Annotated in this window: 2 protein-coding genes; both read right to left on the reverse strand. The window is 52.4% G+C overall.

Going from position 1 to position 18,000, the window contains the following annotated elements; all coding sequences use genetic code 11:
- Nucleotides 1-75: 75 nt before the first annotated feature.
- Complete coding sequence (locus OCV11_RS08515; RefSeq protein WP_261892155.1) at nt 76-11,448, reverse strand: non-ribosomal peptide synthetase; 11,373 nt, start codon at nt 11,446-11,448, stop codon at nt 76-78.
- Entirely contained in the window at nt 11,441-17,980 is a 6,540-nt protein-coding gene (locus OCV11_RS08520; protein ID WP_261892157.1) for a non-ribosomal peptide synthetase, read from the reverse strand. The genes OCV11_RS08515 and OCV11_RS08520 overlap by 8 nt, the downstream gene beginning before the upstream one ends.
- Between the last annotated feature and the right edge of the window lie 20 nt (nt 17,981-18,000).

An 18,000-nucleotide genomic window follows, 5' to 3' on the forward strand; every position in this document is an offset into this window, starting at 1 on the left:
ATCCATAAGGAGCTCAGTCATGAGCATCCTCAGTGATGCAACGCTGCCCAGCTAGCTGGGCAGCCATAAGCTCGCCTATAGCGCAATCAGCTGGGCAAGTTGTTGAACGTAAGGTGCTTTTAACAAACGCACATGATTGGCGGTCGACTGTGCAATCTCGATCGTTGGCTGCCAAGCTAACCATCCTTGTCGCTGCAGTGCCGTCGCTTCTTGAGAAAGCAGCAACCCAATTGGCGCTTGAGGTTGTCGCTCTGGCCAATAGCTGGTGCGAATGTTGGTGGCAAAGACGCGGAAGATCCCCTCTAAGTGATTCACCCGCGATGTGGCTGGCATCACGCGCTGAGCAATTAAACTTTGATGTACGCGGCGCAGACGTTCGTTGAACGAAAGCGACTCGAGAATTTCTGCCGATAAGTGCAATTCCACGCCCTGCATCTCAAACAGAGAAACCAACTTCATCATCGCCGCCACGTCGGTGTACTCTTGCTGCTCTGGATTCGGAACTCGGGAATCCGCAATGGTTAATGATGCCACCGGAATGCCCATCTCCTCCAACTGATTGACCAGTTCTAATGCCACCCAGCCACCAAACGAGTGACCCACAATATGCAGCGGTTGATCACTGAGATGTTTTTGTAACGCGTGACAGTAGAAGCTGGCGGCCGCCTTCACCGAAGCATGCGGAGCTTCTTTGCCCCACAAACCGCGCGGTTGCAGACCGTAGATACTCACGTCATCGCCTATCTGCTGTGCCAAGTCCATAAAGCTAAACACATTATCGCCAGCACCTGGGATACAGAACACCTGAGCACAATCGCCTTTACCGAGTTGCAGTTTCACCACCGGATCATAGGTGTGATTCGACTGCGCTTCTTTGTGATGGGCACGAGCCTGTATGGCTTGGCTAATCGCTGCCCCTGTTGACTCAACATAAGGCTCAGAAATAAGCAATTGGTGTTCTCCAGCTAATGGAATAACGCGAATTGCATCGCTAGGCAGTACCTGATCCCACGCCAGATAAGGATCGTGCAATCCTTGCTCTTCAACGGGGCGTTGCTGGGCAACAAATAGGTCGAGAACCACAGGTAAACTTGGTGCCTGATAATCTGCGTGAAGCAGATCTCTTCGATGAATCAGCCAGTTATAATAATATTCTGCATTCCAATCCCCAGGTAAGATAGCCATTTTTTGTGCCAGACAAAAATGGTCCTGCCACCGCTCACTTTCCGTCAGCAGTACTCGCACCTCTTCTTCTGAGATACCTGAATCGGTGCCATTGACCACTTGATACTCGACTATCTCACGACTCATAAAGGCAATTTCTTGCTCAATATCAGCAAAGCGCAGACCTTGGTGATGCTCCCGTTCAAACTGTGGCGCTATCGCCCAGCGGTCGATAACCCCGAGAAACTCAATCTGCTCATCTTGACCCATCAATTGAGCGGCGATTTCGTACGCCATAGTGCCGCCAAATGACCAACCCACTAGGCGATATGGACCATGGGGCTGAATTTGACGAATCGCGCGAACATAATGCTCTGCCACTTTTTGCACTGTTTTTAGTGACGGCTTACGGCGATCAGGCGCGACCAAACCATAGACAGGAATCTGCTCATTAATATGAGCCGTTAGCAGCGGGCCATAGAGGGTTTCACCACTCGCTTCCGGCACGATAAACAGCGGAGTCTCACTGCCAGTATCACGAAATGCGATGGTTAAACGATCGCTGCCCGTTGGTTTTTGATCCGCCTGTTCTTGATGAGTAAGTCTCTGTGCTAGTTCACTCAAGACTGGCGTGCTAAACAAGGTCGCTAAATCGAGATTTAACCCGCGCTGTTGCAGCTGATTAACCAGTTTTACCGCCAATAAAGAGTGCCCACCCAGTTCAAAGAAATTGTCGAAACGCCCGACTTGCGCAATGCCTAATAGCTCTTGCCACACAAGTGCTAGCATCAATTCCATCTCGGTTTGCGCTGCCACAAATTGCTGACGCACAAACGCCTCTTCCGCTGGCTCTGGCAGCGCTTTTCGATCCATTTTGCCGTTTGGGGTGAGTGGAATTGCCTCGATTTGCATCAGTGCCGCCGGCACCATGTACTCTGGCAAACGCTCGCCCATCTGCGCTTTAATCGCTTCAATTGAAAGTAACTGCTCAGAGGTAAAGTAACCCACCAGCTGCTTGTTGGCACTGGTGCCGCGGGCAATTACTACAGCCTCTAAAACATCGCTACATCCTTTCAAGGCAGAGGAAATTTCGCCAAGCTCGACGCGAAAACCACGGATCTTCACTTGGTCATCGTTACGCCCTTGATACTCGATAGTGCCATCAGCCAGCCAGCGTCCTACATCACCGGTTTTGTACATGGTGGCATTAGGGTCTGTGACAAATGGGTCACGCACAAAGCGCTCAGCAGTTAAGTCGTCACGGTTAAGGTAGCCGCGCGCTACTTGCACGCCACCGATAAAAATTTCTCCCGCTACGCCTAGCGGCGCAGGTTGACCTTGGCTATCGAGCACATACATGCGGGTATTGGCGACTGAGGAACCAATAGAGACTCTATCGCCGACCAAATCCCGCGGACAATGCCATTGGGTCACATCGACCGCCGCTTCGGTTGGACCGTAAAGGTTATGCAGCTCAACATGGGGCAGTGTTTGATATGTGCGACGAATCGTTTCTGCTGGCAAAGCTTCACCACTACAGAACATCAAACGCAGGCTTGAACAACGTGAGTGTTCCGTGCCTTCCAAGAACATCTGCAGCATCGGTGGTACAAAGTGCAAAATCGACACATGGCGACGCTCAATCAGCTCGCGCAAATAGCTTGGGTCTTTGTGGCCTTCGGGGTTGGCCATCACTAGCGTGGCACCCACCCACAGCGGTGCGAAGAATTCCCACACCGACACATCAAAACTAAATGGGGTTTTCTGCAATATCACGTCATCGCAGTTAAAGCCATAATCATCGACCATCCAGCTTAAACGGTTCACCACGCCGCGATGTTCGTTCATCACGCCTTTGGGTTTACCCGTAGAACCTGAGGTGTAAATGATGTACGCCAAGTGACGCGATGTAAGCCCAAGCGCGTTAGGGTCGAGGTTCTGCGTCGATTCACTCGCCCACGGTAAGTCGCCTGCGAAATTCACCACTTGTACCGATGCTGGAATCGCTCCTAAGCGGCTACGCAGTTCATTGGTGGTGATTAGAACCACAGGTTGGCTATCTTGCACCATGTATTCCAAGCGATCTTCGGGATAACCAGGATCCATCGGCACATACGCGCCACCGGCTTTTAAAATCGCGACTAACGCCACCACCAATTCGCTACTGCGTTCGAGTGAAACCGCCACGCGACTGTCGGGACGTACGCCCTGTTTCACCAGCCAGTGAGCCAGTTGGTTTGCGTGCGCGTTTAGCTCGGCAAAGGTGAGTTCGGTTGGCAGCGTAAAACCTTGCTCGCTTTGCACCGCCACTTTGTGTGGCAATTTGGCAGCGGTCTCTTCAATGCGCTGCTGAATACAACTCTCGGTTGGATAGGCTTTTTCGGTTTGGTTGAACCCTTCTAGCACCCATTCACGTTCTGTCTGCGCCAGCACTTGTATTGATTCAACGGGTGCTAAAGTATCGGCAACCAACTGTTCAAGCGCCGTGATCAGCATTTGTCCAACGCGCTGCGCGCCAACCGAACGTTCAACGTGCACATCAAGAGAGAAACCAGCACCAATATGATCGTTGATGTTCATGCTGACTGGATAGCTGGTGCGCTCTTCGCTGAAGATCACCTCACTAGCGAAAGAGGCATCGTTTTGCTCATCGGCGGCCGCTTGGTAACGGTAATTGACCATGCTGCTAAAGAGCGGCGTTTTCGCTGGCAAACCACTGCATTGCTGCGCTAATGAGAGCGGTGCATGTTCATGCTCTAACAGCTCCGCCAAGGATTGATGCGTCGCTTTGAGTGCGTGCGCGATACTTTGCCCTTGCAGGTGTACGCGCACCGGTAAGGTATTTAAGAACATTCCTAAGGCTTTATCGGCCGATTCGCCCGCATTCATTCGGCCAAACAGCACCGTACCAAACACCACTTCGCTGCGCCCCACTGTGTGGGACAGCACGATGCCCCACGCTAAGTGGAACAAAGAGGCGGCACTGATGTGCTGCTCGTTCACTAAAGCGCGAATACGCTGAGCCAAATCGTCAGGCAGTTCAATATGCTGCTGCGTCTCTTGGGCGAGATCCGCTTCAAGCAAACCAAAGGGAGCGCATGGCTCATCGATATGGGCGAGTTCACGGCGGAAATAAGCTTGATGAACTTCGTCTTCTTGCTCCATGCGCGTACGCGCCACAAACTGACGAAATGGTACAGAAGGAGTCAGTTGCTCTTCTTTGCCACTTAAGATCGCCATCACCTCAGCCACCATCAACTCTAGCGTTGTATGGTCGTTACACAAATGGTGAATCAGCAAGCAGAGTAACCAGCGTCCATTGGCTTTATCTTCAACACGATAAGCTCGAATTAACGGCGCGTGATGCAAATCCATTCGAGTGAATTCTGGGGAAAAATGACGTTGCAGCTGAAGCGCCACATCCTCTTCACCAGTGAGTACCACGTCTTGAATCGTGATTTCAGCGCTACGCCATACCACTTGTACTGGCTCTTGCAGACCTTCCCAAGCAATTGCCGTACGTAAAATATCGTGACGTGCGACCACTTGATTCAGTGCGCTAACGAATTTTTCCAGTGACTCCTGCTGTGTAAACGCTTGAATAAAGCGGCTGACATACGGGTCGCCTTGGGTTGCCAACATATGGTGGAACAGCATCCCTTCTTGCAGTGGCGCGAGTGGGTAAATATCTTGAATATTGCTCATGCCACCAGGCACCTGTTTGGCGATCTGATCGATCTCTTTTTGTGACAATGTCACCAATGGCAATAGATCTGGCGTGATGTAATGGCATGTCTGCGGAATCAAGTTCTCGGCAATCGCCACTTGTTGACGCTGAGCCACCAAGCTTGCTGCTACGTCTGCCAATACCGGTTGACTAAAGAGCACCTTGATTTTCAGCTCCCAACCTTGACGGCGTAAGTTTTCAATCAGTTGAATCGCCAGCAATGAGTGCCCGCCCAGTTCAAAGAAACTGTCAAAGCGCCCCACTTGTTCAGTGCCCAGCAGTTGTTGCCAAAGTGACGCCAATAACCGCTCTTGCTCGCCTTGCGGCGCAACATAAACACGATGCACAAACGCTTCTTCCGCTGGCTCTGGCAGAGCTTTGCGATCCATTTTGCCGTTTGGCGTGAGCGGAATCGCCTCGATTTGCATCAGCGCTGCCGGCACCATGTACTCTGGCAATCGCTCGCCCATCTGGGCTTTAATCGCTTCGATTGAAAGCACTTGTTCCGAGGTAAAATAGCCCACCAGCTGCTTGTTGGCACTGGTGCCACGGGCAATCACCACGGCTTCGAGCACATCCGTGCATCCTTTCAGCGCAGAAGAAATTTCCCCTAGCTCGACGCGGAAACCGCGGATTTTCACTTGGTCATCGTTACGCCCTTGATACTCAATGGTGCCATCAGCCAGCCAGCGTCCTACGTCCCCAGTCTTGTACATAGTGGCATTTTCATCAGCCACAAACGGGTCACGGACAAAGCGCTCAGCAGTTAAGTCGTCGCGGTTAAGGTAGCCGCGCGCCACTTGCACGCCGCCGATAAAAATTTCTCCCGCTACGCCTAGCGGCGCAGGTTGACCTTGGCTATCAAGCACATACATACGGGTATTGGCGACCGATGAACCGATAGAGACTCTATCGCCGACTAAATCCCGCGGGCAATGCCATTGGGTCACATCAACCGCTGCTTCGGTTGGACCGTAAAGGTTATGCAGCTCAACATGAGGCAGCGTTTGGTATGTGCGGCGAATGGTTTCTGCTGGCAAAGCTTCACCACTACAGAACATCAAACGCAGGCTTGGACAACGTGAGTGTTCCGTGCCTTCCAAGAACATCTGCAGCATTGGCGGTACAAAGTGCAAAGTCGACACATGGCGACGTTCAATCAGCTCGCGTAGATAAGTTGGGTCTTTGTGACCTTCCGGTTTGGCCATCACTAACGTGGCCCCTACCCACAACGGCGCAAAGAACTCCCACACCGACACATCAAAACTAAAGGGAGTTTTCTGCAAAATCACGTCATCACGGTTAAAGCCATAGTCATCGACCATCCAGCTTAAGCGGTTCACCACGCCGCGATGTTCGTTCATCACGCCTTTGGGTTTACCGGTCGAGCCTGAGGTGTAAATGATGTACGCCAAGTGACGCGATGTAAGTCCAAGCTCAGCAGTGTCTAAGTTCTGCTGTGACTCATTTCCCCACGGCAATTTCCCTGCAAAATTCACCACTTGTACCGATGCTGGAATCGCACCTAAGCGGCTGCGCAGTTCATTGGTGGTAATTAGAACCACCGGTTGGCTATCTTGCACCATGTATTCCAAGCGATCTTCGGGATAACCTGGGTCCATCGGCACATACGCGCCACCGGCTTTTAAAATCGCGACTAACGCCACCACTAATTCGCTGCTGCGCTCGAGTGAAACCGCCACGCGACTATCGGGACGAACGCCCTGCTTCACCAGCCAGTGAGCCAATTGGTTGGCGTGCGCGTTTAGCTCGGCAAAGGTGAGTTCGGTTGGCAGCGTAAAACCTTGCTCGCTCTGCACCGCCACTTTGTGTGGCAGACGGGCGGCGGTCTCTTCAATGCGCTGGTGAATGCAGGTCTCAGTTGGATAGGCTTTTTCGGTTTGGTTAAAACCTTCCAGCACGGTGTGCTTTTCTTGCTCATCAATCAGCAACATCTTCGCCACGGTGAGATGTTCACTATCGGCCACTAGTGCATGCAGCAAACGCTGCCAACACGCTACATAACGTTCGATCGTTGCACGGGTAAAGAGCGATGTCGCAAAGTTTAAGAAGCCGCTAATTTCACCCTCGTGCTCATTAAGCATTAAGCTCAAATCAAATTGCGCACTGCGCAGGTCGCTATCGATTGGGGTAACCGTCAGCCCCGGCAGATCAAACTCGCTGCGCGGAAGGTTTTGCAAGCCAAACATCACCTGAAAAATCGGGTTATGCGCCAAACTACGACTTGGAGCGACCGCTTCCACCACTTGTTCAAACGGCAGATCTTGATGATCTTGCGCGCCCACCAAAGTGGCTTTTACTTGGGCAATCAGATCGCTGGCAGTGAGGCTATCTGCCACATTGACTCGAATCGCTTGAGTATTGGCAAACATGCCAATCAAAGGCTCCACTTCCGTGCGAGTCCGCCCCGCAACGGGTGTGCCAATCACCACATCATCTTGATTGGCCAGTCTGCCCATTAAGGCTGCCCAACTCGCCATTAAGGTCATAAATAGGGTCGCGCCATGGCGTTTTGCCACATTGTGCAGCCCTTGGGTGAGTTGTGCATCTAACTGCACCGCCACATGGTCGCCTTGGTATTGCTGCTGCAAAGGACGAACGAAATCGCTTGGCAGAGTTAAACACTCCGGCGCACCACTCAATTGCGCCACCCAATACTCTTGCTGAGCAGTCAGTTGTTCACCACTTAAATAGCGTTGCTGCCAGAGGGCAAAATCAGTGTACTGAATCGCCAGTGGCGCGAGTGCTGCGACCTGTCCACGCAGGTGCGCCTGATAACCTTGGGTCAATTCCGAAATCAAAATGCCCATCGACCAGCCATCGGCAATCACATGGTGCATCGCAATGAAAAGATGATGCTCTTGGTCACTCACTTTGGCTAACTGCGCCGCGACCAAATGCCCTTTATTAAGGTCAAAGTGAGGATTAAACGTGACATTGTCACCTTGTTCCACCACCAGCAAAGGAAACTCTCTTGCCAGCGGATCAACCACTTGCACGGCCTTGCCATCGCGATAGTCAATGCGAGTACGCAAAGTGCCGTGACGCTGCATAATATCGTTCAGAGCTTGACGTAATGCCGTCATGCTCAGGTTACCCACCAAACGTACCCCACCGGAAATAGTGTAAGCCGCTTGCGACTCTGGCTCCATTTGCGCAAGGAACCACAACCGCTGCTGAGCTAATGAAAGCGGAATATCACCCTCATGTGCTGCAGTAATTGGACGAAGTGCTAACGAAGTCGCCTCTTGCAACTGATGAGTACTGAGCGCCAGTTCGCTCGCTAACCCACTTAATTGGGGATGCGCAAACAGCGTGGTCAACGACAACTCCAATCCGAGTTCACTGCGAATACGCGCCGCCAATTGCGTCGCCATTAACGAATGGCCACCCAGTTCAAAGAAGTTATCCTCGCGGCCCACTTGCTCAACACCAAGAAGCACGCTCCAAATCGCGGCCAGTTGGCATTCCAGTTCCCCTTGCGGCGCACTGTAAGCGCGGCGCACAAACGCAGAATCGTCCGGTTGAGGCAGCGCTCTTTTATCTATTTTGCCGTTGGCAGTCAGTGGCATAGTCTCAAGTGCGACAAAGGCTGCCGGCACCATGTAATCAGGTAGCACCTCCGCCAAAGCGCTGCGTAACTCATCAATGTCGAGCTGGCGAGCGGCATCGCTATTTTTAGCAGTAAAGTACGCCACTAGGCGTTGCTGTTGACCGTCGCTTTGTGCCACGACAACCGCTTCTTCAATACTCTGTTGCTGCTGCAATACGGCTGCAATTTCACCCAGCTCAATCCTAAATCCACGAATCTTCACTTGGTCATCGTTACGACCAAGAAATTCAAGCGTGCCATCTTGGTTCCAACGTGCCAGGTCACCACTGCGATACATGCGGGCATTGGGTTTGTCGCTAAATGGGTCAACAACAAAGCGCTCTTGAGTCATGTCGGGGCGGTTGACATAGCCGCGCGCCACGCCAGCGCCACCAATGTAGATTTCGCCCACCACGCCACGCGGCACCAATTGACCATAAGCGTCCAGCAAATAGACACAGGTATTGGTGAGCGGACGGCCAATCGGCAAACTGCTCTGCTGCGCAGATATCAGGCCAGAGGTGGCGACTACGGTAGTCTCGGTTGGACCATAGTTATTAAACAGCGAATAGGTCGCACTGGCCGGAGCAAGGCGATTAAGCTTGTCCCCGCCAACGAGCAGCGCACGTAATTTTTCAGGTTGAACCTCGCGAGCGAACGCCAACTCAGCAATCGGCGTCGATAAAAAGCCCACTTCAATCGGCTGCGCCTGCCACCAGGTCAGCAACGCTTCTGGATCTTTCGAGACCGCGAGCGTTGGCATCGTAATGCACGCCCCCACCGTCAGTGACGGCCAAATTTCCCATACCGCAGCGTCAAAGCCCATACCAGCCAAGGCAGACGTACAGGTGCCAGCGCCAACTTGGAACGTCTCTTGATGCCATTCGATCAAATTATTGAGTTGACCATGTTCGACCATGACCCCTTTCGGTAACCCTGTCGAACCAGAGGTATAAATGATGTAGGCCAAATTGGCTGGCGTTAAACCTTCAACGCACAGATTCTCTTTGCTCTCATTTTGCCAAAGCGCAGCGTCAGTCGTGACATTGACCACTTTGCCGCTAAAACGCTGTTCAGCATCAGACGCCTGTGCATTTGCAGAAAGCATCTGCGCGATATCCACATAACCATCGCTCAGTACCAATTGTGGCTGGCTGTCACTGAGCATGTAAGCAATGCGCTCTGTCGGATAAGCTGGATCCATCGGCACATAACCTGCACCCGCTTTGAGTGTCGCGAGCATCGCAACAATCCACTCACAACTGCGGTCAAAGCAGAGTGCCACGCGGCTTTCGCTGCCCACACCTTGTTTAACCATCCAGTGCGCAAGCTGATTAGCGCGCGTGTTCAATTCACCGTAAGTGAGATGGTCATTGTCGGTCATTACCGCAACAGAATCAGGCGATTGGTACGCGTAACATTCCACCTTTTGATGAATCAGTTGCACGTTTTGTAACGGGCGACTCAGCGGATTGAGATCACGAAGTAACTGCTGCTTTTCGTTTGCAGAAATAATGGCTAAAGATTGCACTGGTGCAGTGGCGTTGCTTACCATCGCCGCCAACAGCGCTTGCCAATAACCGACCAAACGCGCTGCGGTTTCTGGCGTAAAGAGTGCGCTAGCAAAGCTAAGCTGCCCCACTATTTGCTCGTCCTGCTCGCTCACTACCAAGCTTAAATCGAACTTCGCGGTGGTCACCGGTTGTGCCAATTCGCTGATGGTTAAGCCAGGCAAAGTCACTTGCGCTTGCGGCAAGTTTTGCAGGGCAAACATCACTTGGAAAACAGGGCTATGCGCTAACGAGCGCTGGGGTGAAATCGCTTCAACCACTTTTTCAAATGGCAACTCTTGATGGCTTTGCGCCGCCACGGTGGTGGCTTTCACTTGCGCAAGCAGCTCAACGGCTGTTACAGGCTGGGAAAGATCAACGCGCATTGCTTGCGAGTTAACAAACATACCCATCAAAGGCTCGGTTTCTTCGCGCATACGACCGGCAATTGGTGAGCCGACCACAATGTCATCTTGTCCAGAAAGGCGGGCTAACAGCGCTGACCAACTCGCCAGTAGCGTCATGTATAAGGTGCAACCTTGCGCCTGCGCCAAGGATTTGATTGCTGAGGTTAACTGGCTATCGAGCGCCACATCAACCGCCTCACCTTGATAACTTTGCACTGCGGGGCGAGAAAAATCGGTCGGTAAAGATAAGCAATCAGGAATGCCCGCAAGCTGGTCTTGCCAATAAGCTTGCTGCGCCGCTAACGCATCTTGACGCGATTCTCGTTGCCACAAAGCAAAGTCACCATATTCAATCGCAAGTGGCGCCAGTTGCGGCGCTTGATTCATCACCAGCGCGCGATAACACTCATTCAGTTCACTGGTAAAAATGCCCATCGACCAACCATCGGAGATGATGTGATGCATCGCGATCTGCAGCCAATGCTCATCTTGTGCGTGCTCATCATGCTCGATCGTGACTAAACGCGCCGCCACTAATGGCCCCTGCTCCAAATCGAATTTTGGGGTAAACGGCGTCGCTAACGCCGCTGCACGACTCATTTGGATTGGCGTCATTGGAAACTGACGCAACTGCGTATCGATTTTTTGCAGCGGCGTGCCATCGCGTGTTTCGATGCGAGTTCTTAATGCACTATGGCGAATTAGCACCTGATTGAGCGCCGCTTGCAGCGCCTCTTTATCCAACTCACCTTGCAAGCGAATGCCTCCTTCAATCAGGTAGGCACTGTCGCTGGCATCGCCCATTTGTGCCAAAAACCACAAACGCTGCTGCGCCATAGACAATGGATAGGTATCCAAGTGTGCAGGAGCGATAGCATTTTCTTGCTCCAGCTCCATTTCGGCTCCTTGGCTTTCTAATTGCTCAAGCAGCGCCATCATCTCTTCTGGAGTGAGGTTCTCAAGATCAAAATCGGTCATATCAGCCATTGATTTTCCCCTTAAACAATTTTTGTGCCGCAGCAGCCAGATCCTTCTGCTTAAAGGCAGATAACTTAATCAGTGCCATACGTGTTGCGAGTGCTTTTAATGTTGGATGGTCAAAAAGATCCGCGATCGTCAGTGGGATCGCAGTTTGAGTTTTCACGCGAGAAATCAGTTGAACCGCCAGCAAAGAGTGGCCGCCCAGTTCAAAGAAATGGTCATCACGTCCTACTTGTGGCGTCGCCAGCAACTCACACCAAATGGCGGCTAACTGCTGCTCTAACGCCCCTTTCGGTGCTTGATATTCATGGTGAGCCAACGCATTATCGTCTGCCTCAGGTAAGGCTTTGCGATCGACTTTACCATTGGCCGTCAGCGGCAACTGGCTAAGCTCAACAAAAGCACTTGGCACCATATAAGCAGGCAGATGCTGTTGCAGCGCCACTTTCAGTTGATTGCTGGTCAGCGCTTGGTGTGACGTTTTAGTGAAATAGGCAATCAAACGTTTGTTGGCCGCACTTTCACCTTGGGCAATCACAATCGCATCATCAATTTCCGGCAAGGCTTGCAGCGCTGCTTCAATCTCACCCAACTCAATACGATAGCCACGAATCTTGACCTGAAAATCGTTACGGCCAAGAAACTCTATCGTGCCATCGGCTAAACGTCGGCCCAAATCGCCACTGCGATACATACGCGCGCCCGGTTGTTGGCTAAATGGATTCAACAAGAAGCGCTGCTTAGTCAGCTCCGGCTGACCTAGATATTCCAACGCCACCCCTTCACCCGCGATGACAATTTCCCCCACACTGCCCATTGGCACTGGATTTTGGAGCTCATCCAGCAGATACACTTGGGTATTGCCAATCGGTTTGCCTAGCGGAATAGAACGGTTTACATCGGTGACTTGCGTGATCTCATGGGTAAGCGCAAAGGTCGTTGTTTCTGTTGGACCGTATCCGTTAAGCAGGTGTTTAGGGGCATGTTGAGTCAGCACATCGCGAATGGTGTGCGGATCAAGCACATCACCACCGACCATCAAATAGCGCAGTTGAGCAAACGCTTTGCCTAGAGCGCTGGCGTATTGGTTAAACAGTCCAACGGTTAGCCACAAGACCGATACTCCTTGCTCGACCAAATGATCGGCCAGAGCATCAGGATTAAGCAGTCGCTCTTTACTGATCACCACAACCGCCGCGCCATTGAGTAGCGGTCCCCAAATCTCCATGGTGGTGGCATCAAATGCTGGGTTCGCGGCTAACGCCACGCGGTCATGGCTACTGAATTCCAAATAACCATTATTAAGTACCAAACGGCTGATGGCACGGTGCGGCACAACCACCCCTTTCGGCTGCCCGGTCGAACCTGAGGTGTACATGATATAGGCTGGCGCATCGCCACTGATGGCCGTTGCTACGTTGGCAAAATTACCCGCACTTTGGGCACTCAGTTGACGACTGACCACCAGATGATCGATGGCTAATTCAGCAGAAGGCAACGGCTGCGTTTTGTCGGCGGGTTGTTCTGCGACCAACAACAATCGTGCGCGGCTATCGCTAACGATAAACTGCTGACGATCCAATGGCGCATTGATGTCCATCGGCACATACACCGCGCCACATTTGACGATCGCCAGCTCGGCAATGACCAGTTCAATCGAACGCTCCATACACACGGCCACGGTATCGCCAGTGTGGATACCACGTTGCAACAAGCGATGGGCCAGTTGGTTGGCAAGCACATTCAGGGTTTGATAGGTAAGACGCGTCTCCTCTTCCACCAGCGCAATCGCATCGGGATAACGATTCGCCACGTTTTCAAACCGCTGTGCAATGGAAATCGCGCGGCCAAACTCATGAGTGGTTTGATTGTATTGATAAAGCACCTGTTCACGCTCAACGCTACCCAGCATCGGCAAAGCGGTGATTGGCGTATGAGGCGCGGCAAGCATGCCTTGCAGCACGGTTTGCCAATAACCAATCAAACGTTCAATGCGCGCTGGCGCAAACAGTGCCGTGGCGTAGTTGAGCTGACCACGCAGTTCTCCTTGCTCTTCACTCACCAGCAGGCTCAAATCACACTGCGCGGTGGTGACCGGTTCATTGAGTACCTCCAGGGTTAGCCCTTTAAGCACAGCACTGGCTTGCGGCATATTTTGCAAGGCAAACATCACTTGGTAGATCGGACTATGGGCAGGATTACGCTCAGGTGCTACTGCTTCAACCATCCGCTCAAACGGCAAATCTTGATGCTCTTGAGCATTGAGCGCCGTGGCTTTAACTTGGGCAAGTAACTGCTGAGTAGTAATGGCGCTATCAATGGTCACACACATAGGCTGCGTGTTGACAAACATCCCTAGCAGCGCTTCGGTTTGCGCCGAGCTACGTCCAGCAATCGGTGTGCCGATGATCACTTCGTCTTGATGCGCCACGCGCGCCATGACCGTTGACCATGCAGCCAACAGCACCATATACAAGGTGCAACCTTGCTCGCGGGCAAATTGGTTAAGACGTGCCGTCAGTGCTGCGTCCAGTGCCACTGGGCAACTCGCGCCAGCAAAATCTTGTTTTTCTGGACGCGGGTGATCGGTTGGCAGATCAAGATAGTGCGGATAGGCAGCCAGCTGTTTTACCCAATAGGCTTGCTGCTGCGCTAAGGTCTCTTGCATCGCATCACTGTGCTGCCATGCGGCAAAATCGCCATAGTTAATCGTCAGCTCTGGCAGGTTAGCCGCCTGATGCTGAACATGCGCTGCATATAATGCACTCAATTCCGCAATGAAGTTCGCCATTGACCAACCATCAGCGATGATATGATGCATCGCAATACGCAGTTCGTGGTGTGTCGCATCCAAGGTGCACAGCTGCGCTGCCACCAAATGTCCGGTGGCCAAATCAAAACGAGGGGCAAATTCAGCGCTACCCTGAGTGATGATCAGCGGGAAGGTTTGACGCTGCGTGTCCACTTCTTGATACGCCACACCAGAAACGGAGCCAAAGCGGGTGCGCAAACTATCATGGCGCAGGTAAAGGGCATCTAATGCTGCTTCAAGTGCAGCAATATCAAGCTGACCCGTAATGGCGACGCCGCTTTTAATCACATAGGCGGCACTAATAGTGGCATCCATTTCACACAAGAACCAAATGCGTTGCTGAGCCAGAGATAATGGCGCTCGGCTCTGATCAGCGCGCGGCGTGATCACTTCGCTGCCACCAGCTTGTGATCGTGTTGTTGATTCAGTCACATCCAACTGCAGGGCATTGACCAAATCACTGAGCACTGGATGCTCGAACAAGGCGCTAAGACCAATCTCTAATCCGTGCAAGCTACGTGCACGGTGCGTCATTTGCACGGCCAGCAGTGAATGACCGCCAAGTTCAAAGAAGTTATCGCTGCGCCCGACTTGGGCCACGTGCAATAGCTCACCCCACAGATCCGCCAGTGCTTGTTCCGCTTTACCCTGTGGTGCTTGATACGCATGACGCACCAGCCCAACGTCGCTAGGCTCAGGCAAGGCGCGGCGATCCAGTTTGCCATTGCTGGTCAGCGGTAAACGCTCTAATGCCATCCAAGCCGCTGGCACCATGTAATTCGGCACTAGGCTGGCAACGTGATCGCGCAGAGCTTCAATCTCAATATCATCACCAACAAAATAGGCCACCAAACGCTGATCACCATTGGCGGTTTTTTGCGCCACGACGGCCGCATCGCGAATATCACCAAAACCACGGACACAGGCTTCAATTTCGCCCAACTCGATCCGAAAACCGCGGATTTTCACTTGATCGTCGTTACGGCCAAGATACTCAATCGAACCATCGGCTAACCAACGCCCTAAGTCACCGGATTTGTACATGCGAGTAAGGCCGTCGTTAACGAACGGATCAAGCAGAAAACGTTCTGCGGTTAACTCAGCGCGATTAAGATAACCGCGCGCCACTCCTGCGCCGCTCACATAGAGCTCACCGGTTACCCCAACAGGTACAGGCTGTTGATGCTCATCCAATAGGTACAAACGCAGATCTTTTAGGCCGCGTCCGATCGGGCTTGCGCCAGTGCGCTGCACATCGTCGGCTGAAAGCGGATAGTAAGTGGTATGCACCGTAGTTTCGGTAATACCGTACATATTGACCAGTTGCGTTGCCCCATTATCAGGGCGAGCATACCAAGGGGCTAAGGCAGAAAGCTCCAAGGCTTCCCCACCAAAAATTACATAACGCAGCGCATGCTGTGCATCGCTTGGGGCAAACGACCGCTGCGCGCTAATCAGTTGACGAAACGCACTTGGCGTTTGGTTCAGCACCGTCACTTTTTCGGCACACAACAGTTGATAGAAGGCTTCAGGTGCTCGTGAAATCAAATGCGGCACTACCACTAAACGACCACCAAACAGCAGCGCGCCCCAAATTTCCCACACCGAGAAATCAAACGCATAAGAGTGAAACAGCGTCCACACATCGTGCTCGTTAAATTGATAGTCCGCTTGGGTTGCTTCCATCAAGCGCAGCACATTGTGATGTTCAACCATCACGCCCTTCGGTTTACCCGTTGAGCCGGAAGTGTAGATGATGTACGCCATGTGCTCAGCCGTCAGACCCATCGCCTCTGCATCGACGTTAGCTTGAGATTCCTGTTGCCATTGCGGCTTATCAAGCAAAGCTAAAGTGGCGTCTTTTGGCAATTCGCCAAGTTTGTCGATGAGCGCAGTGGTGGTGATCACCACCTGCGGCGCGGAATCTTGCAATGAGTATTCCAAACGCTCTTTGGGATAGTTCGGATCAAGCGGGACATAAGCGCCACCGGCTTTCAATGTGGCCAGAATCGCCACCAGTAATTGCTCACTGCGATCTAAGGCAATTGCCACGCGGCTATCCGGGCGAACACCCTGTTTTTGTAACCAGTGCGCCAGTTGGTTAGCTCTGGCATTAAGCTGCGCATAGCTTAAATGAGCCTCACCAAAACTGACTGCAATACGTTGTCCATAGCGGGCTACGCACTGCTCAAAACGCTGATGAATCAGTTGGTTAACCGGCAGAAGCTGCTGATTTTGGTTGAACGTTTGCGTCACCAATTCTCGTTCACTGGCACTGAGCCAATTGACCGCATCGACCGCTTGTTGGTCATTTGCCATCCATTCATTCAGCAGTTGACGCCAACACGCCAGGTAACGCGCCATGGTGTCTGGGCGAAATAGTGCAGCAGCAAAACGTAAATCCCCTTCGATGCAGCCGTTATTCCAGCCAAGAGAGAGAGAAAGGTCAAACTGAGCCTGAGTGTGCTCGCCATGAATATCAAACACTTGGGTGCGGAGATCACCCAATTGCAATTGCGCTGAGTTGGCATCATGCCAAGCGAACATCACTTGAAACAGAGGTGTGTAAGCCAGTGAGCGGTTCGGTTTTAGCTGCTCTACCACCTGATCAAATGGCAAATCTTGATTGGCCTGTGCTGCGATATTGCGTGCTTTGACTTGCGCCAAATAGTCACTCACGCTTTGTCCCTGCGGGTGCGCAATGCGCAGCGCTAACGTGTTGGCGAAAAAGCCAATTAAGCCTTCCGTTTCGCGGCGCGAACGGTTAGCAATCGGCGAGCCAATCACCACCTCTTCTTGCCCAGCCAAACGCGACAACAGGGATGCCCAAGCCGCCAGCATAACCATGTAATCGGTCATGCCGTGCTGCTGGCTAAACTGATGCAGTTGCGCGGAAAACTCAGCATCAAACGCCACCGGCAAGCGACCACCTTGGTAACTCTGTTTTTCTGGACGAGGAAAATCGGTCGCAAGCAACAGTTGCTCTGGCGCACCGGTTAAGGTGTCGCGCCAAAATTCACTCTGTTTCTGTGCTGCCGCACTTTGTAACCATTCACGTTGCCATACCGCATAGTCCGCGTATTGACACGCCAGTTCCGGTAAGGCTGGGTGCTCGGTGTTGCTTGTCGCTGCTTGCGCATAGAGAGAGCTCAACTCTTGAAAGACAATGCCCAACGACCAACCATCGGCAATCGCGTGGTGCATGCACAAAAACAGCACAGGGTCGCCAGTCGGCGTGGATAACAAAGCGGCGCGAATCAAACGACCATGCTGTAAATCAAACGGTTGCTGTTCACGACGGGCAATCTCATCTAATAGCGCTTGCTCATCCGCGCAATAGAGCCGCTCAAACGGCATGCCACTGTCGCTTGGCAAAATATGCTGAACCGGCGCTTCGCCCTGTTCAGGGAATTGAGTGCGCAGCACTTCGTGGCGCGCGACCAGTTGGTTCAGCGCTTGGCTTAACGCCGCTTCGTTGAGTGCACCTTGCACAGTCACAGCGCCACTGATGTGGTAAGCCGACGAAGCGGCTGGGTTCAGTTTTTCAATAAACCACAATCGCTGCTGTGAGAAAGAGAGCGGTAACGGTTGCTCACGACTGACGGCAGTAATGGATTGTCCTATGGCGCTTTGGTCGGCTGAGGATGATGTTTTTTTACCAGCGACAGCGCGTTTTTGCATCATCTGCATCAACGCGGCCAGTTTCTTATCTTGAGGAGTATTCATATTTGTTATTCAGGGGGCTT

This window comes from Vibrio porteresiae DSM 19223, from assembly GCF_024347055.1.
In the GTDB taxonomy this organism is placed as follows: Bacteria; Pseudomonadota; Gammaproteobacteria; order Enterobacterales; family Vibrionaceae; genus Vibrio; species Vibrio porteresiae.